The organism is Nocardioides korecus, assembly GCF_054778395.1.
Map to the genome: position 1 here is coordinate 643,866 of NZ_BAAGZO010000001.1, position 24,961 is coordinate 668,826.

A 24,961-nucleotide genomic window follows, 5' to 3' on the forward strand; every position below is an offset into this window, starting at 1 on the left:
GACCGGGGCGGGCGTCGTGCGTCGTCCTAGCCCAGCACCGCGTGGCGCACGACGGTCCACTCGGGCGAGCCGGGGTCGATGACGGCCATGTGGTCGCCGTCGACCACCGCCAGGTCGATCCACGGGTGGGCCGCGACCAAGCCCTCGCTCAGGGCGAGCGGCACGACGTCGTCGGCGCGGCCGTGCACGACGGTGGCGGCCGGACGGTCGGCCGGGGCCGGGTGCTGGTGGAGCAGCACCATCGGGTCGGCCACGGCCGGGTCCCGGTCGCCCATCAGCGCGGCGGTCGCGTCGTCGCCGAGGTGGCGGCGGGTGGCCTCGCCCAGGTCGCAGACCGGCGCCAGCGGCACCACCCGCTCGCACGCGACACCGGTCGCGACCAGCCACAGCACCAGGTGGCCGCCCGCGGAGTGACCCACCAGGCGCGTCGGCCCGGTGCGCACGCCGACCTCGGCCAGGAGGGCGGGCAGCGTGTCGACCGCACGGCGCACGTCGTCGCCGGTGGTGGGCCAGCCGCCCTCCGCTCCCTGTTCCGCATCCTCCGGGCCGACGCGGCGGTACTCCACCGAGGCCACGACCGCGCCCTCGTCGGCCAGCGCCCGGGCCAGGGGACGGGCGTGCCGGCGGTCGAAGGCGGTGCGCCAGAAGCCGCCGTGGACGTAGACGACCAGCGGCGCCGGCGGGCCGCCGTCGGCCGCCGGCAGCGAGCCGCCGGGCAGGTGCACGTCCACCAGGCCGTCCTCGTGGTCGGCGTAGCGGAGGGTCAGGTCGGGCAGGAGGCGAGGGTCGCTCGGCTGGTCGGTCACGGGACTAGGGTGGCGGCCATGACCAAGTGGGAATACATGACGGCGCCGGTGCTGGTGCACGCCACCAAGCAGATCCTCGACAACTTCGGCTCCGACGGGTGGGAGCTGGTGCAGATGGTCCCGGGGATGAACCCCGAGAACCTGGTCGCCTACTTCAAGCGTCCGGTGCAGTGAGCACCCCCGAGGAGCGCCTCGAGGCGCTCGGGCTGCAGGTCCCCGAGGTGCCCGCACCCGTGGCGGCGTACATCCCGGCGGTGCGGAGCGGGAACCACGTCTTCACCTCCGGCCAGCTGCCGATGCGCGACGGCAGCCTGATCGCCACCGGCAAGGTCGGCGGCGAGGTGAGCCAGGAGGAGGCCGTGGAGTGCGCGCGGCAGTGCGCCCTGAACGCGCTGGCCGCCGTGCGCGCCGAGGTCGGTGAGCTCTCCGCGGTCAAGCGGGTCGTCAAGGTCGTGGCGTTCGTGGCCTCGACCCCGGACTTCACCGGCCAGCCCCAGGTCGCCAACGGCGTCTCCGAGCTCCTGGGCGAGGTCTTCGGCGAGGCCGGTCGCCACGCGCGGTCGGCCGTGGGCGTGCCCGTGCTGCCGCTCGACGCGCCGGTCGAGGTCGAGCTGGTCGTGGAGGTCTGAGCCGGTGAGCCCCCGCCCCCGCGTCGAGCTGCCCCCGGCGTTCGTGGAGAGCGCCCGCGCCTTCACCGACGGTGACAAGACCCCGGCGGAGCCGCGGGACGCCGCGACCGTCGTGCTGATGCGCGGGGGCCCGCAGGGGCCGGAGGTCTACCTGCTGCGTCGCCAGACCTCGATGGCCTTCGCCGGCGGCATGTGCGTCTTCCCCGGTGGTGGGGTGGACCCGCGCGACTTCGACCAGGACGTCGCCTGGGCCGGTCCCGACGCGGCGACCTGGGCGCGCCAGCTGGGCACCGACGAGGCCGAGGCCCGGGCCCTGGTCTGCGCCGCGGTCCGCGAGACCTTCGAGGAGTCCGGCGTCCTCCTGGCCGGGGAGCACGCCGACGACGTCGTCGCCGACACCACGGGCGAGGACTGGGAGCGCGACCGCGCCGCCCTGGAGGGCAAGGAGCTGGCCTTCACCGACTTCCTCGCGCGACGCGGGCTGGTGCTGCGCACCGACCTGCTCGGCGTCTGGCGCGCGTGGCTGACCCCGGAGTTCGAGCCCCGGCGCTACCGCACCTGGTTCTTCGTCGCCGACCTGCCCGAGGGGCAGCGCACGCGCGACGTCTCGACCGAGTCCGACCAGGTCACCTGGTCGCCGGCCCTTCAGGCGGTCGAGGACTCCGAGGCCCAGCGCATCCTGATGCTCCCGCCGACCTACCAGACCTGCCTGGAGGTGGGCCAGTACGCCGACCCCGCGGCCGTCCTGGAGGCCGCCCGGGACCGCTCGGTGGAGATGTTCACCCCGCAGCTGCAGACCGACGAGCACGGCACCACGATGACGGCGCCGCCGTGGATGGACGAGCTGCTGGAGTCGCGCGGGTGAGCGAGCCGACCGCGACCCCCTGGACCGGGGGCGCCTTCGGGGAGCGGGCACGGTGCCTGCTGGCGCCGAACGCGAACATGATGACCCTGGACGGCACCAACACCTGGGTGCTGCGCGAGCCGGGCGCCCGCCGCTCGGTCGTGGTCGACCCCGGCCCGCCCGACGAGGCCCACCTGGACGCGGTCGCCGAGGCGGCGGGCGAGGTCGGCGTCGTGCTGCTGACCCACCACCACCTCGACCACTCCGAGGCCGCGCGCGCGTTCGCCGAGCGGGTGGGCTGCGGCGTGCGCGCCCTGGACCCGGAGTGGCGCCTGGGCTCCGAGGGCCTGGCCGGCGGCGACGTCGTCGAGGTCGACGGGCTCGAGGTCCGGGTCGTGGCCACGCCGGGCCACACCGCCGACTCCCTGAGCTTCGTGCTGCCCGGCGACGGCGCGGTCCTGACCGGCGACACCGTGCTCGGCCGCGGCACCACCGTCGTGGCGCACCCCGACGGGCAGCTGGGCGCCTACCTGGACTCCCTGGATCGCCTGCACCGGCTGTGCGAGCGCGACGGGCTCGCCACGATCCTGCCCGGCCACGGGCCCGTGATCGGCGACGCCCTGGGCGCCCTGGACCGCTACCGGGAGCACCGGCGCGCGCGTCTGGACCAGGTCGCGGCCAGCGTCGAGCGGATCGGGCGGGACCGCCCCGACCTGGTGGCCTCCGACGACCTGGCCCGTGCCGTGGTCGAGGACGTGTACGCCGACGTCGACGAGGTCCTGTGGGGAGCCGCCGAGCTCTCGGTGCGCGCCCAGCTCCAGCACCTCGACGCGCGCGACTGAGGCCGGCGCGCCGCGGGGGTCAGCGGGCGCGACGGCGCATGCGCTCCACGTCGTGGATGACCACGGAGCGGGGCTCCAGGCGCAGCCAGCCGCGCGAGGCGAAGTCGGCGAGCGCCTTGTTGACCGTCTCGCGGGAGGCGCCGACCAGCTGGGCGAGCTCCTCCTGGGTGAGGTCGTGGTGGACGTGCACGCCGTCGTCGGCGGTGCGGCCGAAGCGGTCGGCGAGGTCCAGGAGCGCCTTGGCGACCCGGCCCGGCACGTCGGAGAAGACCAGGTCGGCGACGACCTCGTTGGTCTTGCGCAGCCGCCCGGCGAGCTGGGCGAGCAGGCCCAGGGCCACGGCGGGGCGCCCCTCGAGCCAGCGCAGCAGGTCGTCGTGGGACAGCGAGAGGAACGCGGTCTCGGTGACGGCGGTGACCGTCGCCGAGCGCGGGCCGGGGTCGAAGAGCGAGAGCTCGCCGAACATCTGGCCCGGGCCGAGGATGGCCAGGAGGTTCTCGCGGCCGTCGGAGGAGGTGCGGCCGAGCTTCACCTTGCCGTCGGCGACGATGTAGAGCTTGTCGCCCGGGTCGCCCTCGTGGAAGAGCACCTCGCCACGTCGCAGCCGGTTCTCGCCCATCGACGAGCGCAGCGCGCCGGCCGCCTCGTCGTCGAGCGCGCTGAACAGCGGTGCTTGACGGAGTACGTCGTTGTCCACGTGGAAGGCCCTTCTTCGCTCACGGCACCCAGGCACGACCACGCGGGTGATCGCGGCGTCGGTGACTCTCCTCGGTGTTCTCCAGGTCACAGTCTGTCGTATCCACCGACGTGGCGCCACGCGACCCACGCAAGCCCGGGGAGGTGATGACCGCGTCGGCGGCTTCGAGGAGCGCCGTACCCTGTCAGGCGTGCCCGACACCTCCCTGGTCCGTCGCGCGCGGAAGGTGGACCGCGTCCTGGCGCAGACCTACCCCGACGCGCGCTGCGAGCTCGACTTCGACACCCCCTTCGAGCTGCTGGTCGTCACGGTGCTCAGCGCGCAGACCACCGACCGCCGGGTCAACGCGGTGCGGCCGACGCTGTTCGCGGCGTACCCCGACGCCCGGGCGATGGCCTCGGCCCCGCGCGAGCACCTGGAGCAGGTCGTCGGGCCGCTGGGGTTCTTCCGGGCCAAGACCGAGTCGCTGCTGAAGCTCTCGGCGGCCCTGGTCGCCGACCACGGCGGGGAGGTCCCGGCGCGGCTGGAGGACCTCGTCGCGCTGCCGGGCGTGGGTCGCAAGACGGCCAACGTGGTGCTGGGCAACGCCTTCGGCATCCCCGGGATCACCGTCGACACCCACTTCGGTCGGCTGGCGCGACGGCTGGGCTGGACCGAGGAGACCGACCCGGTCAAGGCCGAGCACGCCGTCGGCGAGCTGTTCCCCCGCCGCGACTGGACGATGCTGAGCCACCACCTGATCTGGCACGGTCGCCGGGTCTGCCACGCCAAGAAGCCGGCCTGCGGGGCCTGCCCGGTCGCGCACTGGTGTCCGGCGTACGGCACCGGGCCGACGGACGCCGCGGCCGCGGCCGCGCTGGTCAAGACCCAGGGGCCGGCGTGAGCACCCGTCGCGCCGTGTCGCTCTCGGTGTCCCTGTCGGCCGCGGCGCTGGCCCTGGTCGGCCTGGCCGGCTGCGGGGGAGGGTCCGGCGCGACGTCGGGCGCGGCTCCCGCCCCGACCGCGGCGGCCTCCGCCGGGATCTCCCCGACCCCGCTGCCCGACCTGACCTTCCCGGCGCTGTCCGGCTCCGGCGAGCTGAGGCTGCGCGACCTCAAGGGGCCCGCGGTGCTCAACGTGTGGGCGAGCTGGTGCGGGCCGTGCCGCGAGGAGCTGCCGCGCTACGCCGCCTTCGCCAAGGCGTACGCCGGCAAGGTCGACGTCGTGGGCCTCGACTTCCAGGACACCCAGCCCCAGGCCGCGCGCGACCTGCTCCGCAGCAGCGGTGTGACCTACCCCAGCTACCGCGACGCCGACGGCCAGATCCTCCGGCTGACGCGCTCCCGCGGGATCCCGCAGGTCGTCCTGGTCGACGCCCAGGGCCGGGCCGTCTTCGCCCAGGGCATGGTGATCCGTTCGACCCAGCAGCTCGAGGACCTGGTCGCCACCCACCTGGGGGTGCGCCGGTGACCGCGCGTCCCGGGGCGGCCGCGACGCCCTCCTGGCTGGACCCGGTGGTCCACGGGCTGGAGACGATCCGGGCCGAGGACATCAGCCGGTTCGTGCCGCCCGAGGGCGCCCGCACCCGCAAGGGCGCCGTGCTGATGCTGTTCGGCGAGGGGCCCCACGGACCCGACCTGCTGCTGACCGAGCGGGCCCACGACATGCGCTCCCACCCGGGCCAGATCTCGTTCCCCGGTGGCTCCATCGACCCCGAGGACGCCTCCCCGATCGCCGCCGCGCTGCGCGAGGCCGAGGAGGAGACCGGCCTGGACCCCGCGGGCGTCGAGGTGATCGGGTCGATGCCCGAGCTGTGGCTGCCGCCGAGCAACTTCGCCGTGACCACCGTCGTCGGGTGGTGGCGGGAGCCGACCCCGGTCGACGTCGTCGACCCGGCCGAGGTGCACGAGGTGCTGCGGGTGCCGCTGGAGGAGCTGCTCGACCCACGGCACCGCGTGACGGTCACCCACCCGCGCGGCTACTCCAGCCCGGGCTTCCTGATCGGGCCCGGCAAGGACCTCGTGCTGTGGGGCTTCACCGCCGGCCTGGTCAACAAGCTGTTCGACCACGTCGGGTGGACCCGTCCCTGGGACACAGGCGTGGAGACGACCTTGCCGGACTACATGCTCGGTCTGGGTCAAGATTGACCCCTCCCCCCGCAGAAGGACCCGCATGAACTTCCTCGACTGGTGCCTGGTGGCCCTCGCCCTGGCCTACGCGCTCTCCGGCTACTGGCAGGGCTTCGTGGCCGGCGCCTTCGCCACGCTGGGCCTGATCCTCGGTGGCCTGGTCGGCATCTGGATCGCGCCGATGCTGCTGGGCGACGCCGCCCCGTCGCTGTGGGTCTCCCTGGGCGCCCTGCTCGTGGTCCTGGTGATGGCCTCGGTGGGCCAGGCGATCTTCCAGTACGCCGGCACCCGCCTGCGGGCCCGCCTGACCTGGCAGCCCGTCCGGGCCCTGGACGCCGTCGGCGGCGCCGCCCTGAGCGTGGCGGCCGTGCTGGTCGTGGCCTGGATGCTCGGCTCGGCCATCAGCGGGTCGCGGATCCCCGGCATCAGCCCCGAGGTGCGCTCCTCCAAGGTGCTGATCACCGTCAACGACCTGATGCCGGCCCGGGCCCAGCAGGCGCTGCGGTCCTTCGACGACGTCGTGGGGAGCAGCTTCTTCCCGCGCTACCTCGAGCCCTTCGCCCGCGAGCGCATCGTCAACGTCGCACCCGCACCGCGGCGGGTGCTGCGCGACCCCGACGTGCAGCGGGCCGAGCGCAGCGTGTTCAAGGTGCGCAGCAACAACCGCTGCGGCAGCGGCGTCGAGGGCAGCGGGTTCCTCTACGCCCCGGGCAAGCTGATGACCAACGCCCACGTCGTCGCCGGGGTCACCCAGCCGGTGGTGCGGGCCGGTGGCCGCCAGCTGTCGGCCACGGTCGTCTACTACGACCCCGAGGTCGACGTGGCCGTGCTCGACGTGCCGGGCCTGCGCGGCCCCACGGTGTCCTTCGACCTCTCGGGGCGCGAGCGCCAGCCGGCCGCCGTCCTGGGCTTCCCGCAGGACGGCCCGTTCGACGCCCAGCCCGCGCGCATCCGCAGCGACCAGCGCCTGCGCTCGCCCGACATCTACGGCCAGGGCACCGTGACCCGCCACGTCTACTCCGTGCGCGGCCTCATCCGGCCCGGCAACTCCGGCGGCCCCCTGGTCTCGACCTCGGGCCGGGTCCTCGGCGTGGTCTTCGCGGCCTCGGTCAGCGACCCGCAGACCGGCTACGCCCTGACCGCCGACCAGGTCAGCCGGGCCGCGGCCCGGGGCCTGCGCACCGACCAGCGGGTCTCCAGCGGCAACTGCGCCTGAGCCGCCCCGGGCGCAGCGAGGCCGGCCCGGAGGTTCCCGGGCCGGCCTCGTCGCGTCGTGCGCCGTGCGGTCAGCCGCGCTTGAACGCCGAGGGGATCTGCTTGCCCTGGGCGATGGCCCGCTCGGGCGCCTTGACCTGCTTGACCTTCTTCAGGCCGACCAGCGCGAGCAGACCCGCGAGCAGGACGTAGACGCCGAAGACGATCAGGTAGCACCAGGCCAGGTCGAGCCCGGTCATGTGCAGGAAGTAGGCGAACGCGACCGAGAGCATGATGATCGCCAGCAGTCCCAGGAAGCCGGCCACCGCGAACAGCGCGATGCCCAGGCCGCCGGCCTTGACGGAGACTCGCAGCTCGGACTTGGCCAGCGCGATCTCGCTGCGGACCAGGCTGGAGACGTCGCGGCTGGCGTCGACGACCAGCTTGCCGATGGTGGGCTCCTCGGCCTGCACGGGCTCGCGGTGTGCCATGGGTGGTTCCCTTCTCAGGCGGGTGGAGAGACGCCCCAGACACTAGCGGCAGGCGGGGTCACCCCGGGACGGCCGTGGCGCGGCGCGGACCGCAGGGGTCTCAGCGGTGCTGGCGCCGGCTGCCGCCGTGCCAGTCCTCGGTGACGCCGGTGCCGCCCGGCTCGACGCCCATCGCGCGCAGCTGGGGCCGCTCGCGCAGGCTGCGCTTGAGCTCGGCGAACCCGGCGAACGAGGCCAGGCCCACGACGTGGTCCCACAGGCGCACGGCGTCCTCGTCGCTGGGCAGCCGGCTGATCACCGGCCCGAAGAACGAGACGCCCGCCGGCGGCTGGAAGCAGATGATCGGCGTGCCGACGTCGCGCCCGGTCAGCTCCAGGGCCTCGTCGGTCTCCGCCTGGATGCCGGCGTCGCGCTCGGACTCCTCGACCGCGTCGGCCAGCTCCTCGGGGAGCCCGGCGGTGGCGAGCACGGCCGCGGCGTACGCCCTGGTGCCGCGCTGCTCGCGCACCTGCTGCTCCTGCACCCCCTCCTCGGGCGGGGTGTCGAAGACGTGGGCGCCGCACGCGGCGTAGAACGCGTCGAGACCGTCCTGGCCGTGCTCGTCGCGGACCCGGGAGGCGACCCGCAGCAGGCGCAGGCCCGCGATGTGCCCGGCCTCGTACTCCGGGGGGAACTGCGCGTCGTAGTCGACGTCCTTGTTGAGCAGGCGCAGCGAGATCAGGCGCCACTCCACGACGTACTCCCGCTGGGCGCGGACCTGGCGCACCCACTGGCTGGTCATCCAGGCGAAGGGGCAGACCGGGTCGAACCAGAAGGCGATGTCGGGTCCGGACTCACGTGTGTCGTCGCTCATGACGCCACCCTGCCACGGGGGCGGGGAGCCGGCGCGTTCCCACCGTTTTGCGAGCAGGGGCTCACGTCTGGGAGGATGAGCAGGTTGGAGGGGAGTATTCCTTCGCGACGGCCTCGTCATCACGGCCGGTCCCGGTGCAACCGGGCCCGACCCGGGGCCGCCGGTCACCTCGGTGGCGGAAGAGACCTCCGGACATCCATGCCTGCCGTCCTGCCCTGCGCACCCGCGCGGGGGGCGGCTCGAGAGTCCGGAGGATCCCCGTGGACGTGTCCCCCCTGGTCTGGTGGCTGACGATCGGCGTCACCACCGCCATCCTGCTCTTCGACATCCTCGTGATCGGCCGGCGGCCGCACGAGCCCTCGAAGAAGGAGGTCAGCGTCGCGCTGGCCGTCTACGTCGGCCTGGCGGTGGTCTTCGGGATCGGCGTGTGGGTCGTGGCCGGCCACCAGTACGGCACCGAGTTCTTCGCCGGCTGGCTGACCGAGTACTCGCTCTCGGTCGACAACCTGTTCATCTTCTTGATCATCATGGCCAAGTTCGCCGTGCCCAAGCAGCTGCAGCAGAGCGCGCTGCTCGTGGGCATCGTGCTGGCGCTGATCATGCGCGGCATCTTCATCTTCGTGGGCGCCGCCGCGATCAACAACTACAGCTGGATCTTCTACCTCTTCGGCCTGTTCCTCATCTACACCGCGGCCAAGCTGGCCAAGGAGGGCGTCGACGACGACGACGATGACGACTTCGAGGAGAACCGTCTGATCAAGTTCGTCGAGAAGCGGTTCCCGGCCACCGCCGAGTGGCACGGCGCCAAGATCCTCAGCCGCGAGAACGGCAAGCGGGTGATGACCCCGATGTTCGTGGTCGTCCTGGCGCTGGGCACCACCGACCTGCTCTTCGCCCTGGACTCGATCCCGGCGATCTACGGCCTGACCCAGGAGCCCTACCTGGTCCTGACGGCCAACATCTTCGCGCTGATGGGCCTGCGCCAGCTCTACTTCCTGATCGGCGGGCTGCTCGAGCGGCTGGTCTACCTCTCCTTCGGCCTGGCGTTCCTGCTGGCCTTCATCGGGGTCAAGCTGGTCCTGCACGCGATGCACGAGAACGAGCTGCCGTTCGTCAACGGCGGCGAGCACATCGCCTGGGCCCCCGACATCCCGATCTGGCTCTCCCTGGTCGTGATCGTCGGCACCCTGGCCGTCACCACGGTCGCCAGCCTCGCCAAGACCGGCCTGGCCGGGGCGGACCGGAAGCAGTCCTCGCAGCTCTGAGCTGCGGCCCGTTGCGGCTCGCTGCGGTGGTGGGTCGGGTGGTGACGGCTGGGGAGTTTCCCAGGTGATGAACCGAAACTGCCTCTCTGCACAGGGTGCAACGTGTGCAGAGAACCAGGACGGGTTCATCACCTGGGAAACCGGGCCCGGGAATACCTGGGCGTCCGCCGCGTTGGAGGTTGTCGTGACAACTGATGCTGAGACGATGGACGTGCTGGTGCTGGTGGGGTCCCTGCGGGCCGACTCGTGGACCCGGCAGGTGACCGAGGCGATCGAGGGGCTGCTGCCCGCGGGCGTGCGGTCCTCGGCGTACGACGGGCTGCGCGACCTGCCCCACTACGACCAGGACCTCGACGGAGACGCCGCGCCCGAGCCGGTGCGCGCCTTCCGGGCCGCCGTGGCCGCCGCGGATGCGCTCGTCGTGGCCACCCCGGAGTACAACGGGACCATCCCGGGCGTGCTGAAGAACGCGATCGACTGGGCCTCGCGCCCCCGGGGGGCCTCGCCGCTGAACGGCAAGCCCGCGGCCGTGGTCTCGGTCAGCCCGTCCCCGCGCGGAGCCCAGTGGGCCCGCGAGGACCTGGTCAAGGTGCTCGGCGTCGCTGGCGCGCGTCCGCTGGAGACCTCGCTCGGCGTCGCGACGGTGCACGAGGTGCTGGCCGACGGCCGCCTGGTCGACCCGGAGCTCGAGCGCGCCCTGACCGACCTGGTCGCCGAGCTGGTCGAGGCCGACCGGGAGCAGCCCGCAGCCTGACCGGTCGCTGGGCGTACCGCCCGAGCCCGCCAGGTCCGGTTTCCCAGGTGATGAACCGAAACTGCCTCTCTGCACACGATGCACCGTGTGTAGAGAGGCAGCACGGGTTCATAACCTGGGAAACCGGACGCCCGGCCCCACGTGCTCGCCCGGTCGTGACGACCGGGCCCTACGTGCGCGCTGGGAGGGTCAGCCCTCGTCGCCCGTGCCGGACTTGACGCCCTTGCTGATCAGGTCCATCACGGTCGAGTCGGCGAGCGTGGTGACGTCGCCGACCTCGCGCTTCTCCGCCACGTCCTTGAGCAGGCGGCGCATGATCTTGCCCGAGCGGGTCTTCGGGAGCTCGGGGACGATCATGATCTGGCGCGGCTTGGCGATCGCGCCGATCTCCTTCTGCACGTGGCTGCGCAGCTCCTGGATCAGCGAGTCGGGAGCCTCCTCGCCATCGGCCAGAGCGGACTCGCGCAGGATCACGAACGCGCAGACGGCCTGACCGGTCGTCTCGTCGGCCGCGCCCACCACGGCCGCCTCGGCGACCTTGGGGTGGGACACCAGCGCCGACTCGATCTCGGTCGTGGACAGCCGGTGGCCCGAGACGTTCATGACGTCGTCGACGCGACCGAGCAGCCAGATGTCGCCGTCGTCGTCCTTCTTGGCCCCGTCGCCGGCGAAGTAGTAGCCCTGGTCGGCGAACCGCGACCAGTAGGTCTCCTTGAACCGCTCGTCGTCGCCCCACAGGGTGCGCAGCATCGAGGGCCAGGGCTCCTTGACCACCAGGAAGCCGCCGGAGCCGTTCGGCACCGACTCGCCCTCCTCGGTGACGACGTCGACGACGATGCCGGGGATCGGGGTCATCGCCGAGCCCGGCTTGCCCGCGGTGACGCCGGGCAGCGGGCTGATCATGATCGACCCGGTCTCGGTCTGCCACCAGGTGTCGACCACCGGGGTCTCGCCGGCGCCGATGTTGTCGCGGTACCAGACGTAGGCCTCGGGGTTGATCGACTCGCCCACCGAGCCGAGCACGCGGATCGTGGACAGGTCGTGCTCGCCGGCGATGTCGCCGCCCCACTTCATGAAGGTCCGGATGGCGGTGGGGGCGGTGTAGAAGATCGTGACGCCGTACTTCTCGCAGATCTCCCACCACCGGCTCTTGGTCGGGGTGTCGGGGGTGCCCTCGTACATCACCGAGGTGGCGCCGTTGGCCAGCGGGCCGTAGACGCCGTAGGAGTGCCCGGTCACCCAGCCGACGTCGGCGGTGCACCAGTAGACGTCCGTCTCCGGCTTCAGGTCGAACACGCCCCAGTGGGTGTAGGAGCAGCCGACCAGGTAGCCGCCGGTGGTGTGCAGGATGCCCTTGGGCTTGCCCGTGGTGCCGGAGGTGTACATGACGTAGAGCGGGTGCTCGGAGTCGAAGAACTCGCACGCGTGCTCGGCCGAGGCGCCGTCCACGGCGTCGTGCCACCAGACGTCGCGCGAGTCGTCCCACTCGACGTCCTGGCCGGTGCGGCGCACGACGAGCACGTGGCGGACCTCGTGGCCGTCCTTGTCCTTCGCCTTGGCCACGGCCTCGTCGACCGCGGGCTTGAGCGCCGAGGGGGCGCCGCGGCGGTAGCCGCCGTCGGAGGTGATCACGACCTGTGCGTCGCAGTCGGCGAGCCGGCTGGCCAGCGCGTCGGAGGAGAAGCCGCCGAAGACCACGGTGTGGGGAGCGCCGAGGCGGGCGCACGCCAGCATCGCGATAGCGGTCTCGGGGATCATCGGCATGTAGATCGCGACCCGGTCACCGGTCTTCACGCCCAGCTCGGTCAGCGCGTTGGCGGCCTTGGACACCTCGTCCTTGAGGTCGGCGTAGGTGAGGTCGCGGGTGTCGTCCTCCGGCTCGCCGACCCAGTGGAAGGCCACCTTGTCGCCGTGGCCGGCCTCGACGTGCCGGTCCACGCAGTTGTACGCCGCGTTGATGCGGCCGCCCACGAACCACTTCGCGAAGGGCGGGTCGTCCCAGTCCAGGACCCGGTCCCACTTCTGGTCCCAGTCGAGCCGGTCGGCCTGCTTCTCCCAGAACCCGAGCCGGTCGGCCTCGGCCTCGGCGTACGTCTCCTGGGTGAGGTTGGCCTGCGCGGCGAACTCCGCCGACGGCTCGAACCTGCGCTCCTCGTGGGCCAGGCTGGACAGGTTCTGGCTGGACTCGCTCATCGCGTGCTCCTCGTCAGTGCTGTGGATGTGATCGAACCTACTAGCCGGGCCGCGTCCCCACGACCCTCCGGGAAGGTGGTCGGGACGCTCCGGTCGGGCAGGTCGTGCGGCGCCGGGCCGGGCCGCGGGGCGGGGTCAGCCCTCGCGCGCGCTGCTCGGCACCAGCTGGCGTCCGTGGGTGAAGGCGAAGACGCCGGCGAAGGACCCGAACCAGGCCGCGATCGCGGTGAGGATGCCGACGTACCCGCCGATCTTGGTGATGCCCTCGGTGCCGCTGAGGTCGCCGATGCCGAGCAGGAAGAAGGTGAGGGTCAGCAGCACGAACACCGTCAGCACGGCCGGGTTGACCCGGGTGGCGCACACCGTCATCAGGGCCGTGAAGATGCCCCACGCGACCAGGTAGGTGCCGACGCCCTTGCCGACGTCGCCGGCCGGGATCTTGTAGCCCTCCAGGTGCGCCGTCAGCCACCAGAAGGAGATCCAGAACGCGCCGTAGGAGGAGAACGCGGTCGCGCCGAAGACGTTGCCCTTGGTGAACTCCCACATCCCGGCCAGCAGCTGGGCCCCGCCGCCGTAGGCCAGGGCGAGCCCGAAGACCACCGGCTCCACCGAGGCCGGCAGCAGGCCGGCGTTGACGAGGCTGAGGACGAACGTGGTCAGCGCGAACGCCGCCAGCCCGAGCGGACCCGGGTCGGCGATGTGGGCACCACGAGCGGGGGCGGCGGGGGCGGCAGGGGTGGCGTCGTGCGTAGGTGACATGGATCAGCTCCCGAGTGAGGACGAGTGACGTGGGACACAGTCACTTCGACCGTACGCAGGGTCGTTGCGGTGGTCAACGACCGCGCAGCATGCGGACACGGCTCGTCCACGAGTCGTGCGCGGGTCGTGCGCGGGACCTCAGCGGAAGTCGATGAGCTGCATGCCGGGGTCCTCGGGGGGACGTCGCGGCCGCGTGGGGGCCGGGGTCTGCTCGTCGACCTCCTGCTCGTCCTCGGACCGGGGGGCGTCGTCCTCGGGCCGGTCGGCGCGCTGCGGTGCCGGCGCCTCCTCGGGCAGCTCCTGGTGCCGCACGACCGCGCGGTAGCAGCGGGTCACCCAGGGCAGCTGCATGCCGTCGTGGCCGCGGCCGTAGTCGGCGTACAGCGTCGCGACCTGGGCGAGGAGGGCCTCGCGCTCGGGCTCGGGCATCGTGGCGACGTAGGAGACCGAGCGGGCCAGGTCGAGCAGGGAGCGCGAGGTGTGGACCTGCCAGAAGCGGAAGGAGCGCTCCTCCACGAAGCCGAAGTAGGGCGACTCCTTGAGCGGGAACGAGCGGTCCTGCTCGCGCCCCTCCGGCGGGGTCAGCAGCCGCTCCAGGCGTCGCACCCACGGGATCGAGGTGTCGTAGGTGTTCCACGCCAGCGCCAGGACGCCACCGGGTCGCAGCACCCGCGCGGCCTCGGCCAGGGCCAGGTCGTGGTCGAACCAGTGGAAGGCCTGCCCGGCCACCACCCGGTCGACCGAGCGGGACCGCAGTGGGACGTGCTCGGCGCTGGCCGCGACGTGGGCGACCCGGACCCGGGAGCCGAGGTGGCGCAGCATGGCGGGCAGCGGGTCGGTGGCCAGCACGGAGTGCCCGGCGCGGGCGAGGACCTCGGTGAGCTTCCCGGTGCCGGCGCCGAGCTCCAGCACCGAGGCGCTGGGGGTGCCGGCCATCCACGTGACCGCCTCGTCGGGGTAGGACGGGCGGGCTCGGTCGTAGGCGTCGGCGACCTCGCCGAAGGACCGGGCGGGGGGAGGGGTCGCCGTGCTCATCGTGGGCTCGAAGTTACCCGATAGCGTGGCTCCTCGTGTCCCCTGCGTCCCCCGCCTCCCCGCCCTCCGCCCGCGCCGGCGGACCCGCCGACCCCCTGGCCTGGCTCGAGGAGCTGGAGGGCGTGCCCTCGGCGTACGCCGCGACCCGGGACGGCATCGACGTGATGCTGCGCGACCGGGGGCTCCGCCGCACGACGCCCGAGCAGACCACGGACTCCCTGCTGCGCGGCGCGCACGCGAGCGCCGTGCTCGAGGGGTCGGGCAGCACGCTGGAGGAGGTCCAGGAGGGCGAGGGCGACGCCCCCGCCCAGGCAGCCGTGCGGATCAGCACCGAGCTGCTCTCGCTGGTCCCCGTGTGGGGCCGCTCGCCGCTGCAGGCCCTGGCCCGCGTGCACGCCCTGACCGGCGGCGAGGCCCCCGGCCGGCCCGTCGGCGGTGACGGTGCCGACCGGCTGCAGGCCCTCGGCCGCACGGTGCTGGCGACGCGCGCGCCGGCCCTGGTCGTGGCCGCCCTGGTGCACGCCGAGCTGGTCACGGCGGCGCCGTTCGCCTCCGGCAACGGGCTGGTCGCCCGGGCCGCCGAGCGCCTCGTGCTGGTGGCTCGCGGTGTCGACCCGGCCTCGCTGGTGGTGCCGGAGGCGGGGCACCTGGCGCTGCGGGCGGCGTACGAGTCGAACCTGCGGGGGTACCGCGACGGCGGTCGCGCGGGGCTGCACGCCTGGCTGCTGTACGCCGCCGAGGCGCAGTCGGCCGGCGCCGAGGCCAGCCCCCTGCGCCAGCCGCGCCGCTGACGGCCCCGCACAGGTGAGCGGCACCGGGAGGACCTCCGGGGGAGGACTTCTCGATGCCGCTCGAACACACGGTGCCGGCTACCAGGCGTGCACTGTCTAACTGTGGCCCCCGGACCGACCGGGTGAGACCAACGCCCAGATGATGGGTAGATCGCCGCGTGGGTACCGGCGCCGTGTGTGGTTGGTGCAGTTGTGGATCCCTGTCTACGCCCCTCGCGGGTGCATCTCAAGGGTTGACATCTGTGGTTCAGGCGCGACGGCGCGAACCCAGCCACCAGGCGGCCCCGAGGGCCGCTGCGCCGCCGACGGCGAGGGCCGCGATCGTCGGCGTGGCCGGCGGCAGGTGCACGCGGCTGCGCAGGGCGACCGGCTTGTCGAAGACGAGGATCGGCCAGCCGCGCTCGCGGGCGATCTTGCGCAGGTCCTTGTCGGGGTTGACGGCGTGCGGGTGCCCGACCGCCTCCAGCATGGCGACGTCGGTGACGGAGTCGCTGTAGGCCCAGCAGCGGGACAGGTCGTAGCCGCGCTCGTCGGCCAGGCGGCGGATCTCCGAGGCCTTGTTCTCGGCGTAGGCGTAGAACGAGATCTCGCCGGTGTAGCGACCGTCCTGCACCTCCAGCCGGGTCGCGACGACGTCGTCGACGCCGAGCATCGCCCCGATCGGCTCGACCACCTCCGAGCCGCTGGTGGAGACGATGATGACGTCGCGGCCGGCGAGGTGGTGGTCCTCGATCAGGCCCACGGCCTCGTCGTACACCAGGGGGTCGACGATGTTGTGCAGGGTGTCGGCGACGATCTCGTTGACGGTGGCGACGTCCCAGCCGACGCAGAGCTGCGACATGAACGCCCGCATCTTCTCCATCTGGTCGTGGTCGGCGCCGCCGACCAGGTAGACGAACTGGGCGTACGCCGACCGCAGCATCGCCCCGCGCGAGATCAGCCCGCCCGCCTGGAACTCCCGGCTGAACGCGAGCGTGCTGGACTTGGCGATGATCGTCTTGTCCAGATCGAAGAACGCCGCCGTCGGCGGGGCCACCGGGCTCATGCTCCGAGTCTAGGCAGGCAGGGTTGTCCACAGGTCGCGTTCCGGGGGTGGCGCCGGGCGGCGGTCGTCCGCACGCTCGGGGCATGGACCCCAGCCCTCCTCTCCTCGTCTCCGCCGACCCGCTCCTGGTCGCCGACGTGCACCGCCTCGCCGCAGCAGCGGGGGTCGTGGTCGAGGTGGTGGGCGACCCGCCCCGGGCCCTGTCCCGCTGGGGTGGGGCCCCGGTGGTGCTGGTCGGGTCCGACGCCGCCCCGGGGCTGGCGGCGTGCAGCCCGCCGCGCCGACCGCGGGTGCACGTCGTGGGGGCGACCCCCGTGGCCGACGCCGTCTTCCGCGACGCGGTCGTGCTCGGGGCCGAGAGCGTGGCCGGGCTGCCCAGCTCCGACACGTGGCTGGTGGAGCTGCTCACCGACGTCGGCGACGGCGGGGCCACCCCCGGGGTGACCATCGGGGTGGTGGGCGGGTCCGGGGGAGCGGGGGCCACCGTGCTCGCGGCCGTCCTGGCCCAGGCAGCCGCGCAGACCGGTCCCGCGCTGCTCGTCGACGCCGACCCGCTCGGCGCCGGCATCGACCGCGTGCTGGGCCTGGAGGACGACGACGGGGTCCGGTGGGACTCCCTGCTGCAGACCACCGGCCGGCTGAGCTCGCGGTCCCTGCGCGAGGCCCTGCCCCGCGCCGACGCGCTGTCGGTCCTCACCTGGCCCGCGGACCGACCGGCCTCCCTGCAGGCCTTCGCGGTGCGGGAGGTGCTCTCCGCCGGCCGACGGGGGTTCGCGACGGTGGTCGTCGACCTCCCGCGCCACCACGACCCGGTGGTCGAGGAGGTGGTGAGCCGCTGCGACCACGTCGTCCTGGTCAGCACGCTGACCGTCCCCGGCGTCAGCGCCGCGGCGCGGGTCGCCGCGCGGCTGCCCGACGGCTCGACCCGGCGGCACCTGGTGACCCGCGGTGGGCGCAGCGGGGTCTCGCCGCAGTCGGTGAGCCGCCTGCTGGGGCTGCCGCTGCTGGCGGAGATGACCGACCAGCGCGGGCTCGACGAGTCGATCGACCTCGGGGCCGGACCGGCGCGCTCGCGGCGCGGGGTGCTGTCCCGCACGGCCCGCGAGATGCTCGGGCGACTGACCGCGCCCCACGCCGGCGGCGACGGCGTCACCGCGGCATGAGCCGGCACCACCCCTCGACGTCGGTCCGGGGACGGGCGTGATCGGCCCGGGCGCGACCGGGGAGGTCACCGGCGAGCTCCTGGACGGGGTCCGGGAGCGCCTGGCCCGCGACGCTGCCCCGCTGACGCCGCAGCTGGTGGCCCGGGCGCTGCGCGAGCAGGGTCGTCCGGTCGGGGACGCCACCGTCCTGGCCGTCCACGACGCGCTGCACCGTGACGTCGTCGGGGCCGGCCCCCTCGAGCCGCTGCTGCGCCTGCCCGGGGTCACCGACGTCCTGGTGAACGGCTCGGGCCAGGTCTGGATCGACCGGGGCGGCGGGCTCGAGCTGACCGGGGTGCGGTTCGCCGACGACGGTGCCGTGCGCCGGCTGGCCCAGCGGCTCGCGTCGAGCGGCGGTCGGCGGCTCGACGACGCGTCGCCGTACGTCGACCTGCGGCTGCCCGACGGCACCCGGTTCCACGCTGTGCTGGCGCCGGTCTCGCGACCCGGCACGGTGCTGTCGCTGCGGGTCCCGCGACCCCGGGTCTTCACCCTCGCCGAGCTGGTCGAGGAGGGGGCGGTGCCGCAGGCGGGTGCCGAGCTGCTGGAGGCCGTCGTACGCCGTCGGCTCGCGTTCCTGGTCAGCGGCGGCACCGGCTCGGGCAAGACCACGCTGCTCAACGCGCTGCTGAGCCTGGTCGGTCCGCAGGAGCGGGTGGTGCTGGTCGAGGACGCCTCGGAGCTGCGGCCCGACCACGGCCACGTCGTCGCGCTGGAGGCCCGCCCGCCCAACATCGAGGGCACGGGCGAGATCACCCTGCGCACGCTGGTGCGCCAGGCCCTGCGGATGCGGCCCGACCGCCTGGTGGTGGGTGAGGTCCGGGGCGCCGAGGTGGTCGACACGCTGGCGGCGATGAACACCGGCCACGAGGGCGGGTGCGCCACCGTGCACGCCAACTCCGCGGCCGACGTGCCCAGCCGCATCGAGGGGCTGGCCCTGGCGGCGGGCCTGTCGCGGGAGGCGACCCACAGCCAGCTGCACTCCGCGCTCGACGTGGTGGTGCACCTCGGACGCGGCGAGGACCGTCGCCGGCGGGTCCGCGAGATCGGGGTGGTCACCCGCGACGACCGCGGCCTGGTGGAGGTCGTCGCGGGCGTGGTCGTGGGCGACGACGGCCGGCTGCGCGGCGGGCCCGGGCTGGACGCCCTCACCGCCCTGGTCGAGCCGTGACCCCGGGAGCCCTGACGCCCGAGGGTCTCGTGGCCGCCGTCCTGGCCGGGCTGGGGGCGAGCCTGCTGGTCCCCGCCCGACGCAGCCGCGGCCCCGGGCCGTCGACGCCGCGCCGGCCGCTCCCGCCGCTGCTCGTCGTGGCCGCGGTCGGCCTCGGCGCGGTGGTGCTCTGGTCCTCGGTGGACGGCCACGCCGTGGTCCTGGTCGTCGAGGGTCTCGTGGTCCTGGGCGCGGTCCTGCGACTGGTCCGGCGCGGTCGGCGGGCGCGCGTCGCGGACGCCCGGTCCGAGCAGGTGCAGTCCGCGTGCGACGCGATGGCCTCCGACCTGGCCGTCGGGCAGCCCCCGTTGCAGTGCCTGGACCGGGCCGCCCGGGAGTGGGCCGAGCTCGCCCCGGTGGCGGTGGCGGCCCGGATGGGCGCCGACGTCCCCGCGGCCCTGCGCGAGCTGGCCGAGCTCCCCGGAGCCCGGCAGCTGCGCACGGTGGCGGCGACCTGGCAGGTCGCGCAGTCCACGGGGGCCGGGCTCGCCGCGGCGCTGGCACGGGCCGCCGACTCGATCCGGGCCGAGCGCCGCACCACCCGGCTGGTGGCGGCCGAGCTCTCGGCGGCCCACGCGACCGCCCGGATGCTGGCCGTCCTGCCCGTCGGGGTGCTGCTCCTGGGGGCCGGCGTCGGCGGCGACCCGGTCGGCTTCCTGACCGGCACGACCGCCGGGCTGGTCTGCCTGGGTCTCGGGCTCGGGCTGAGCCTGGGCGGGCTGACCTGGATCGAACGCATCGCCGACCGGGTGCTGCGCCGGTGAACCCGGCCCTGCTGCCGGTCGCCGCGCTCGTCGCCGTCGCGGTGCTGCTGATCGTGCCGGGACGGCCGCGGACGCCGGTGACGGAGTCGGACCCGCGTCGCGGTGGTCGTGACTCGCCGCCCGTGCCCGGTGCGGCCGGGGAGCGCGCGCCCCTGCTCCGGCTGCGCCCCCTCCTGGCCACGGTCGCCGCCCTGGGGGGCTGGGCGCTCACGGGCGGCCCCGTGGGAGTCCCGGCCGCGGCGTTGTCGGGCGTGGTGGTCTGGTGGGTCCTGGGGCGCGCGGAGGACCCGGCCGTCGTACGCCGTCGGGAGCAGCTGCTGGAGGACCTCCCCGTCGGCGTCGACCTGCTCGCCGCCTGCCTGGACGCCGGTGGCTCGCCCGAGGGGTCGCTGCTCGTCGTGGCCGACGCGCTCGGCGGACCGGTCGGGGAGGAGCTCGCCCGGATCCACCACCGCCTCGACATGGGGGTCGACCCGGCCCAGGTGTGGCGCGGCGTCGCCGAGCACCCCCAGCTCGGCCCGCTCGGCCGGGCCGTGGGCCGGGCGCACGAGAGCGGCGCCTCGGTGAGCCGGGCCGTGCAGCAGCTGGGGGTCGAGCTGCGCGAGCGCGCCCGGGCGGAGGTCGAGACCCGTGCGCGCTCGATCGAGGTCAGGACGGCCGCCCCGCTCGGGCTCTGCCTGCTGCCGGCCTTCGTGGTGCTCGGGGTGGTCCCGCTCGTGGCCGGCGTCTTCGGCTCCATGCGGCTCTTCGGCTGAGACCCGTCGGGCGACGTCGTCGTCCACAGGGGCCTCGTCCGGCCGGGTTCTCCACAGCGGCCGAAGTCGTCGTGGTGGACCGCGGTCGGCCCGGGACAACCTCCTCGTCGTCAGGAAACCCCCGGCCCCGAGCCGGTCCCACACCAGTAGGAGAACACCATGAGCGCCACCCTCCCCCTCACCGCCCGCACCACCAACCGGACGACGGTCCGGGTCCCCGGCCCGACCGCCGGCCGGAGCCACCTCCGGGTGGCCGGTGCCGAGGCCGGCCCGGTGACCGCCCGGATCCCGGGCCCGGTCCCCGCGCCCGTCGTCCGACCCCGTCCGGAGGGCGAGCGGTGCCACCAGTCCGAGGCCGTCGACGTCGCCGCGGTCCGGGCGGGCCGGTCCTGGCGGGACGAGGCCGGTGCCACGACGGCGGAGTACGCCACGGTCACCGGCTGCGGCGTCGGCTTCGCCGCGCTCCTCTTCAAGTTCCTCACCAGCGACATGGGGCAGGAGCTCCTGCGGCTGATCTTCACCGCGATCAAGTCGCTGCTGCCGTTCTGAGGATCCCGGTCCGCCGGTGGGACGGGTCCGCCCGTCCCACCGGCCACCACCCCGGCTCCCAGGACCTGCCCGGGTCCCGGGACCCCGCCCCGTCCGACCCCGGTCCGTCCCGACCGGTCCCGCACCACCCGCCCCCCTCGAAGGAGCCCCCCGTGACGCGACACGACGACCGCGGAGCCGTCACCGCCGAGACCGCGATGGCGCTACCGCTGCTCGCGGTCCTCGCCCTGTCCCTGGCGTGGCTGGTCACCCTGGGCGCCACCCAGGTCCGGGCCATCGACGCCGCCCGGGAGGTGGCGCGCTCGGCGGCGCGCTCCGACGGCCCCGGCCCGGCCCTCTCGCTGGGGCGGCGGGTCGCGCCGGCCGGTTCCCGCGTCAGCGTGGCCGTCGGGGGCGGGGAGGTCCGGGCTCGGGTCACCAGCCCGGTCACGCCTCCGCTGGGCCTCTTCGGCTCCTGGGCGCGGATCGACCTGCACGCCGAGGCCCTCGCCGCCCAGGAGCCGACCCGGTGAGGCGGCGCACCTCCCGACGTCGGGACGAGCGGGGTGCCGGCACCGTCCTGGCGCTGGCCATGACCGGCGTCCTGGTGGTGGTCATCTGCCTGGCCGGCGCCGTGGTGGCGGCCGTCGCCACGCACCGCACCGCCCAGACCGCCGCCGACCTGGCCGCGCTCGCCGGCGCGGGTGAGCTCCAGCTGGGCGGGTCGGCCTGCGGCCGGGCCGCCGCCGTGGCGCGCAGCAACCGGTCGGTGCTGCGACGGTGCCGGGTCCAGGGATCCAGGGTCGGGGTCGAGGTCGTCGCCGACACCGTGCACCTCCCCGGTGGCGCGCTGGACCTCCCGGCCCGGGCCTGGGCGGGGCCGGTCACGGACTCGTCGGGCGGGCTCCGGTGAGGGGGCCCAGACAGCGGTGGTCGACCGGGCCGGCGTACGCCGATCCGGGTCGCCGCCTCAGCGGGGGGCGGTGTCCTCGTGGGTGGTCGGGGAGGCCTGCTCCTCGCGCTGGTACTCGTCGAGGCGCGAGCTCAACCGCTTGACCTTCTTGCGGTCCTGGCGTCGGGCCGAGGCGCGCCGGGCGCCGGCGCGGAAGAGGACCAGGGCCAGGACGATCAGCAGCAGGGAAGCCATGCCGAGGAAGAACACGGCCGACGCGCTGGTCTGCAGCGTGTAGGCGCCGAGGTCGAGGCTGGCGGAGGCGCCGCCCCCGAGGACCGCGGCCACGACCAGCAGGACACCGATGACCAGGAGGAGCAGGGCGACGACGATCACGAGGGGTCCTCTCGAACGCGGGCGGTGGGACCGACCCTAGTCCGCCGGAGCGCCGGCGAGGAGGAGGTCGAGCAGTCGCACGGCGCCGGCCTTGTCGAGCGGGTTGTTCTGGTTGCCGCACTTGGGGGACTGCACGCACGAGGGGCAGCCCTCGGCGCAGCCGCAGGACGCGATCGCCTCGCGGGTCGCGCGCAGCCACGCCGACGCCGCCTCGAAGCCGCGCTCGGCGAACCCGGCACCACCGGGGTGGCCGTCGTGGACGAAGACGGTGAGCATCCCGGTGTCGGCGTGCCGGGCCGTGGACACGCCCCCGATGTCCCAGCGGTCGCACGTCGCGAAGAGGGGCAGCAACCCGATCGAGGCGTGCTCCGCCGCGTGCGCGGCCCCCGGCAGGTCGGCCTGCTCCAGGCCGGCCTCGGCCAGCACGTGGTCGGGCAGCGTCCACCACACGGCCGTGGTCTGGAGCACCCGCTCGGGCAGGTCGAGCGGCTCCTCGCCGATCACCTCGCCCGTCGGCACCCGACGCTTGAGGAAGGAGACGACCTGGTGGCTGACCTGCACCTGGCCCAGCGAGAGCCGGGCGGCGCCCCACGGGACCGACCGGCGCTCCTCGACGATCTCGATGTCGGTGATCTCGCGGGCCGAGGTGGAGTGGTCGGGGACCGACCGCTCGAGGATCGCGACGGACTCCTCGAGGTCGAGCTCGGTCACCGACCAGGTCTCGCCCTGGTGGAGGTAGACCGCGCCGGGGTGCACGGTGCCGTGGGCCGCGTGGTGGTCCACCGTGCCGAGCACCCGGCCCGTGCGGTCCTCGACGAGCCGGACGGGCGGGCCCCCGGTCGACCGGATGTCGGCCAGGTCGCTGGCCCGGCTGCGGTCGGTCCAGAACCAGCCCCGCGGACGCCGCCGGAGCAGCCCGCCGGCGGTCAGGGCGTCGACCGCGACCCGCGCGCCGGGCCCGAACATCGGCAGGTCCTCGGTGGTCAGCGGCGACTCCGCCGCGGCGGCGCACAGGTGCGGGCCGAGCACGTAGGGGTTGTCGGGGTCGAAGACGTTGGCCTCCACGGGACGACCGAGCAGCGCCTCGGGGTGGGTGACCAGGTAGGTGTCCAGCGGATCGTCGCGGGCGACCATGACCCCGAGCGCGTCGCGGGCGCCGCGACCCGCCCGGCCGAGCTGCTGCCAGAGGGCGGCGCGGGTGCCGGGGAAGCCGGCCAGCAGCACGGCGTCGAGCCCCTTGACGTCGATCCCGAGCTCGAGGGCGTTGGTCGCGGCCAGCCCCACCAGCTCCCCGCTGCGCAGGGCCTCCTCGAGCAGGCGCCGCTCCTCGGGGAGGTAGCCACCGCGGTAGGCCGCGACCCGCTCCACCAGCGACGGGTCGACCTCGGCGAGCTGGCGTCGGGCGGCGAGGGCGACGGTCTCGGCGCCCCGGCGCGAGCGGACGAACGCGAGGGTGCGGACGCCGTCGACGACGAGGTCGGTGAGCAGGTCCGCCACCTCGCTGGTCGCGGCCCGGCGGGTCGGGGCGCCGTTCTCGCCCTGGCCCGGCACCAGCGGCGGCTCCCACAGGGCCAGCGTCAGGCGACCGCGGGGGGAGCCGTCCAGGTCGACGGCGGAGACCGGCAGGCCGGTCAGCCGCGAGGCGGAGACCTCCGGGTCCGAGACGGTGGCCGAGGCCAGCACGAAGGTGGGCGACGCGCCGTACAGCGCCGCGACGCGCCTCAGCCGCCGCAGGATCTGCGCCACGTGGGCCCCGAAGACGCCGCGGTAGTGGTGGCACTCGTCGACCACGACGTAGCGCAGCGAGGCGAAGAACCGCGTCCAGCGCGCGTGGCCCGGCAGCAGCGAGCGGTGCAGCATGTCCGGGTTGGTCAGGACGTACTCCGCGTGGTCGCGCGTCCACTCCCGCACCTCGGGGGTGGAGTCGCCGTCGTGGGTGCCGCTGCGCAGCCCCGGGAGGCCCGCGCGCTCGAGACGTCGCAGGGTGGACAGCTGGTCCTGCGCCAGCGCCTTGGTGGGGGCCAGGTAGAGGACGGTGGCGCCGCGCTGGCCCTTGGGGCCGCGGGCGGACTCGATCTCCTCCAGCGAGGGCATCAGGTAGGCCAGCGACTTGCCCGAGGCGGTGCCGGTCGAGAGCACCGTGTGGGTCCCGGACCGGGCGAGGTCGGCGGCCACCCGCTGGTGGGTCCAGGGGGTGGCGATGCCGGTGGCCGAGAGGGCCGTGCGGACCGGCGCCGAGAGCCACTCGGGCCACTCGGCGGGGGCGGCCTCGCGGGCGGGCACGACCTCCAGGTGGGTCAGGCCCGCCTCGCGACCCGGGGCAGCGCCGAGCCGCTCGACGAGCGTCTGCAGATCCTTCACCGGCACCCGCCCAGTCTCGCAGCGGACACCGACAACCTGACCCCGGGGCGTGAGCGCCCGTGGTTCAATGTCGCAGACGTACTGGTCGTGGAGCGGGGGACGGGCTCGTCCCCGAGCTCGGAGGAGAGAACGTGGACCTATCGCTGGAGACCCGTGAGGTCGGCAGCCGGACGATCGTGTCCGTCGGTGGCGAGATCGACGTCTACACGGCCCCCAAGCTGCGCGACCAGATCGGCGAGCTGGTCACGGACGGTCGCCACGACCTCCTGATCGACCTCGAGGGCGTCGACTTCCTGGACTCGACGGGCCTCGGCGTCCTGGTCGGCGGCCTGAAGAAGGTGCGCGCCCAGGACGGCTCGATGGAGCTGATCTGCTCCCAGGACCGCCTGCTCAAGATCTTCCGCATCACCGGGCTGGCCAAGGTCTTCACCATCCACGACTCCGAGGGCGCGGCGCTCGGCGACTGAGCCCCCCTCGACACACCCCCGGATCGAACCGATCCGCACCCGTTCGCCCCCGGACTCCCCGGGGGCGTTCGGCATTCCGG

General features: G+C 74.3%; 29 protein-coding genes. 19 read left to right on the forward strand and 10 right to left on the reverse strand.

All coding sequences use genetic code 11. The annotated features are described in order from the left end of the window. Positions 1 to 26: 26 nt before the first annotated feature. Positions 27 to 806, reverse strand: coding sequence for an alpha/beta hydrolase (locus ACYVDA_RS03040; RefSeq protein ID WP_460814941.1), 780 nt, complete (start codon positions 804 to 806; stop codon positions 27 to 29). An 18-nt stretch (positions 807 to 824) separates the two neighbouring features. Here ACYVDA_RS03040 and ACYVDA_RS03045 point away from each other — a divergent pair, with 18 nt between their 5' ends. Genes ACYVDA_RS03045 through ACYVDA_RS03060 form a run of 4 tightly spaced genes read left to right on the forward strand, consistent with a single transcriptional unit; the run spans position 825 to position 3,121 of the window. After that, a complete protein-coding gene (locus ACYVDA_RS03045; protein ID WP_460814943.1) occupies positions 825 to 980 on the forward strand; it encodes a DUF4177 domain-containing protein in 156 nt (51 codons plus the stop codon). Then, positions 977 to 1,435, forward strand: a complete 459-nt coding sequence (locus ACYVDA_RS03050; RefSeq protein WP_460814945.1) for a RidA family protein — start codon at positions 977 to 979, stop codon at positions 1,433 to 1,435. The genes ACYVDA_RS03045 and ACYVDA_RS03050 overlap by 4 nt, the downstream gene beginning before the upstream one ends. A 4-nt stretch (positions 1,436 to 1,439) precedes the next feature. Then, positions 1,440 to 2,300, forward strand: coding sequence for an NUDIX hydrolase (locus ACYVDA_RS03055; protein WP_460814948.1), 861 nt, complete (start codon positions 1,440 to 1,442; stop codon positions 2,298 to 2,300). Then, positions 2,297 to 3,121: an MBL fold metallo-hydrolase gene (locus ACYVDA_RS03060; protein ID WP_460814951.1), complete on the forward strand. Its 825-nt coding sequence runs from the start codon at positions 2,297 to 2,299 to the stop codon at positions 3,119 to 3,121. Before ACYVDA_RS03055 ends, ACYVDA_RS03060 begins: the two co-directional genes overlap by 4 nt. 19 nt (positions 3,122 to 3,140) lie before the next feature. Here ACYVDA_RS03060 and ACYVDA_RS03065 read toward each other — a convergent pair whose 3' ends face one another. Continuing rightward, positions 3,141 to 3,818: a Crp/Fnr family transcriptional regulator gene (locus tag ACYVDA_RS03065; protein ID WP_460814953.1), complete on the reverse strand. Its 678-nt coding sequence runs from the start codon at positions 3,816 to 3,818 to the stop codon at positions 3,141 to 3,143. Positions 3,819 to 4,008: 190 nt separating this feature from the next. On the opposite strand from ACYVDA_RS03065, the gene nth reads away from it, so the two are divergent. The 4 genes from nth to ACYVDA_RS03085 are packed head-to-tail and all read left to right on the forward strand — an operon-like array spanning position 4,009 to position 7,142. Beyond that, positions 4,009 to 4,701, forward strand: a complete 693-nt coding sequence (gene nth / locus ACYVDA_RS03070) for an endonuclease III (RefSeq protein ID WP_460814955.1) — start codon at positions 4,009 to 4,011, stop codon at positions 4,699 to 4,701. Next, positions 4,698 to 5,267 carry a TlpA family protein disulfide reductase gene (locus ACYVDA_RS03075; protein WP_460814957.1) on the forward strand — a complete coding sequence of 190 codons (570 nt, stop codon included), beginning with the start codon at positions 4,698 to 4,700 and terminating at the stop codon, positions 5,265 to 5,267. The genes nth and ACYVDA_RS03075 overlap by 4 nt, the downstream gene beginning before the upstream one ends. After that, positions 5,264 to 5,944: an NUDIX hydrolase gene (locus ACYVDA_RS03080; RefSeq protein ID WP_460814959.1), complete on the forward strand. Its 681-nt coding sequence runs from the start codon at positions 5,264 to 5,266 to the stop codon at positions 5,942 to 5,944. The genes ACYVDA_RS03075 and ACYVDA_RS03080 overlap by 4 nt, the downstream gene beginning before the upstream one ends. Before the next feature lie 25 nt (positions 5,945 to 5,969). Beyond that, positions 5,970 to 7,142: a MarP family serine protease gene (locus tag ACYVDA_RS03085; RefSeq protein WP_460814961.1), complete on the forward strand. Its 1,173-nt coding sequence runs from the start codon at positions 5,970 to 5,972 to the stop codon at positions 7,140 to 7,142. A 70-nt stretch (positions 7,143 to 7,212) separates the two neighbouring features. On the opposite strand, the gene ACYVDA_RS03090 is transcribed toward ACYVDA_RS03085, so the two are convergent. Both ACYVDA_RS03090 and ACYVDA_RS03095 read right to left on the reverse strand, forming a co-directional pair. Further along, the gene (locus tag ACYVDA_RS03090) at positions 7,213 to 7,611 is read right to left on the reverse strand and encodes a phage holin family protein (protein ID WP_460814964.1); all 399 of its coding nucleotides are present in this window, start codon (positions 7,609 to 7,611) and stop codon (positions 7,213 to 7,215) included. Between the two features lie 100 nt (positions 7,612 to 7,711). Beyond that, on the reverse strand, positions 7,712 to 8,464 hold the full coding sequence (locus ACYVDA_RS03095; protein WP_460814966.1) for a mycothiol-dependent nitroreductase Rv2466c family protein: 753 nt from the start codon (positions 8,462 to 8,464) through the stop codon (positions 7,712 to 7,714). A 260-nt stretch (positions 8,465 to 8,724) separates the two neighbouring features. Here ACYVDA_RS03095 and ACYVDA_RS03100 point away from each other — a divergent pair, with 260 nt between their 5' ends. Both ACYVDA_RS03100 and ACYVDA_RS03105 read left to right on the forward strand, forming a co-directional pair. After that, positions 8,725 to 9,729, forward strand: a complete 1,005-nt coding sequence (locus ACYVDA_RS03100) for a TerC family protein (protein ID WP_460814967.1) — start codon at positions 8,725 to 8,727, stop codon at positions 9,727 to 9,729. Between the two features lie 184 nt (positions 9,730 to 9,913). Then, on the forward strand, positions 9,914 to 10,483 hold the full coding sequence (locus tag ACYVDA_RS03105) for an NADPH-dependent FMN reductase (RefSeq protein ID WP_460814969.1): 570 nt from the start codon (positions 9,914 to 9,916) through the stop codon (positions 10,481 to 10,483). A gap of 189 nt (positions 10,484 to 10,672) precedes the next feature. Here the strand turns inward: ACYVDA_RS03105 and acs are convergent, their stop codons facing one another. From acs to ACYVDA_RS03120, 3 genes are all read right to left on the reverse strand, one after another. After that, positions 10,673 to 12,676, reverse strand: a complete 2,004-nt coding sequence (gene acs, locus ACYVDA_RS03110) for an acetate--CoA ligase (RefSeq protein WP_460814971.1) — start codon at positions 12,674 to 12,676, stop codon at positions 10,673 to 10,675. 135 nt (positions 12,677 to 12,811) lie between these two features. After that, positions 12,812 to 13,435 carry an acetate uptake transporter gene (locus ACYVDA_RS03115; protein WP_460814973.1) on the reverse strand — a complete coding sequence of 208 codons (624 nt, stop codon included), beginning with the start codon at positions 13,433 to 13,435 and terminating at the stop codon, positions 12,812 to 12,814. A gap of 138 nt (positions 13,436 to 13,573) precedes the next feature. After that, a complete protein-coding gene (locus ACYVDA_RS03120; RefSeq protein ID WP_460814976.1) occupies positions 13,574 to 14,470 on the reverse strand; it encodes a class I SAM-dependent methyltransferase in 897 nt (298 codons plus the stop codon). A 35-nt stretch (positions 14,471 to 14,505) separates the two neighbouring features. On the opposite strand from ACYVDA_RS03120, the gene ACYVDA_RS03125 reads away from it, so the two are divergent. Further along, positions 14,506 to 15,261 carry a Fic family protein gene (locus ACYVDA_RS03125; protein WP_460814980.1) on the forward strand — a complete coding sequence of 252 codons (756 nt, stop codon included), beginning with the start codon at positions 14,506 to 14,508 and terminating at the stop codon, positions 15,259 to 15,261. A gap of 247 nt (positions 15,262 to 15,508) precedes the next feature. On the opposite strand, the gene ACYVDA_RS03130 is transcribed toward ACYVDA_RS03125, so the two are convergent. Then, on the reverse strand, positions 15,509 to 16,306 hold the full coding sequence (locus ACYVDA_RS03130) for an HAD family hydrolase (protein WP_460814982.1): 798 nt from the start codon (positions 16,304 to 16,306) through the stop codon (positions 15,509 to 15,511). A gap of 83 nt (positions 16,307 to 16,389) precedes the next feature. Here ACYVDA_RS03130 and ssd point away from each other — a divergent pair, with 83 nt between their 5' ends. The 7 genes from ssd (at position 16,390) to ACYVDA_RS03165 (ending at position 21,678) form a co-directional block, all read left to right on the forward strand. Continuing rightward, the gene (gene ssd / locus ACYVDA_RS03135; RefSeq protein ID WP_460814984.1) at positions 16,390 to 17,469 is read left to right on the forward strand and encodes a septum site-determining protein Ssd; all 1,080 of its coding nucleotides are present in this window, start codon (positions 16,390 to 16,392) and stop codon (positions 17,467 to 17,469) included. A gap of 37 nt (positions 17,470 to 17,506) precedes the next feature. Continuing rightward, on the forward strand, positions 17,507 to 18,679 hold the full coding sequence (locus tag ACYVDA_RS03140; protein WP_460814986.1) for a TadA family conjugal transfer-associated ATPase: 1,173 nt from the start codon (positions 17,507 to 17,509) through the stop codon (positions 18,677 to 18,679). Beyond that, complete coding sequence (locus ACYVDA_RS03145) at positions 18,676 to 19,482, forward strand: type II secretion system F family protein (protein ID WP_460814988.1); 807 nt, start codon at positions 18,676 to 18,678, stop codon at positions 19,480 to 19,482. The genes ACYVDA_RS03140 and ACYVDA_RS03145 overlap by 4 nt, the downstream gene beginning before the upstream one ends. Further along, entirely contained in the window at positions 19,479 to 20,237 is a 759-nt protein-coding gene (locus ACYVDA_RS03150; protein ID WP_460814991.1) for a type II secretion system F family protein, read from the forward strand. Before ACYVDA_RS03145 ends, ACYVDA_RS03150 begins: the two co-directional genes overlap by 4 nt. A gap of 159 nt (positions 20,238 to 20,396) precedes the next feature. Continuing rightward, on the forward strand, positions 20,397 to 20,786 hold the full coding sequence (locus tag ACYVDA_RS03155; RefSeq protein ID WP_460814993.1) for a DUF4244 domain-containing protein: 390 nt from the start codon (positions 20,397 to 20,399) through the stop codon (positions 20,784 to 20,786). 152 nt (positions 20,787 to 20,938) lie between these two features. After that, positions 20,939 to 21,298, forward strand: a complete 360-nt coding sequence (locus tag ACYVDA_RS03160) for a TadE family type IV pilus minor pilin (protein ID WP_460814995.1) — start codon at positions 20,939 to 20,941, stop codon at positions 21,296 to 21,298. Continuing rightward, the gene (locus tag ACYVDA_RS03165; protein ID WP_460814997.1) at positions 21,295 to 21,678 is read left to right on the forward strand and encodes an Rv3654c family TadE-like protein; all 384 of its coding nucleotides are present in this window, start codon (positions 21,295 to 21,297) and stop codon (positions 21,676 to 21,678) included. Before ACYVDA_RS03160 ends, ACYVDA_RS03165 begins: the two co-directional genes overlap by 4 nt. A gap of 57 nt (positions 21,679 to 21,735) precedes the next feature. Here the strand turns inward: ACYVDA_RS03165 and ACYVDA_RS03170 are convergent, their stop codons facing one another. Next, on the reverse strand, positions 21,736 to 22,053 hold the full coding sequence (locus ACYVDA_RS03170) for a hypothetical protein (RefSeq protein WP_460814999.1): 318 nt from the start codon (positions 22,051 to 22,053) through the stop codon (positions 21,736 to 21,738). 36 nt (positions 22,054 to 22,089) lie between these two features. Continuing rightward, entirely contained in the window at positions 22,090 to 24,414 is a 2,325-nt protein-coding gene (locus tag ACYVDA_RS03175; RefSeq protein ID WP_460815068.1) for a DEAD/DEAH box helicase, read from the reverse strand. A 131-nt stretch (positions 24,415 to 24,545) separates the two neighbouring features. On the opposite strand from ACYVDA_RS03175, the gene ACYVDA_RS03180 reads away from it, so the two are divergent. Next, on the forward strand, positions 24,546 to 24,881 hold the full coding sequence (locus tag ACYVDA_RS03180; protein WP_460815001.1) for an STAS domain-containing protein: 336 nt from the start codon (positions 24,546 to 24,548) through the stop codon (positions 24,879 to 24,881). Positions 24,882 to 24,961: the final 80 nt, after the last annotated feature.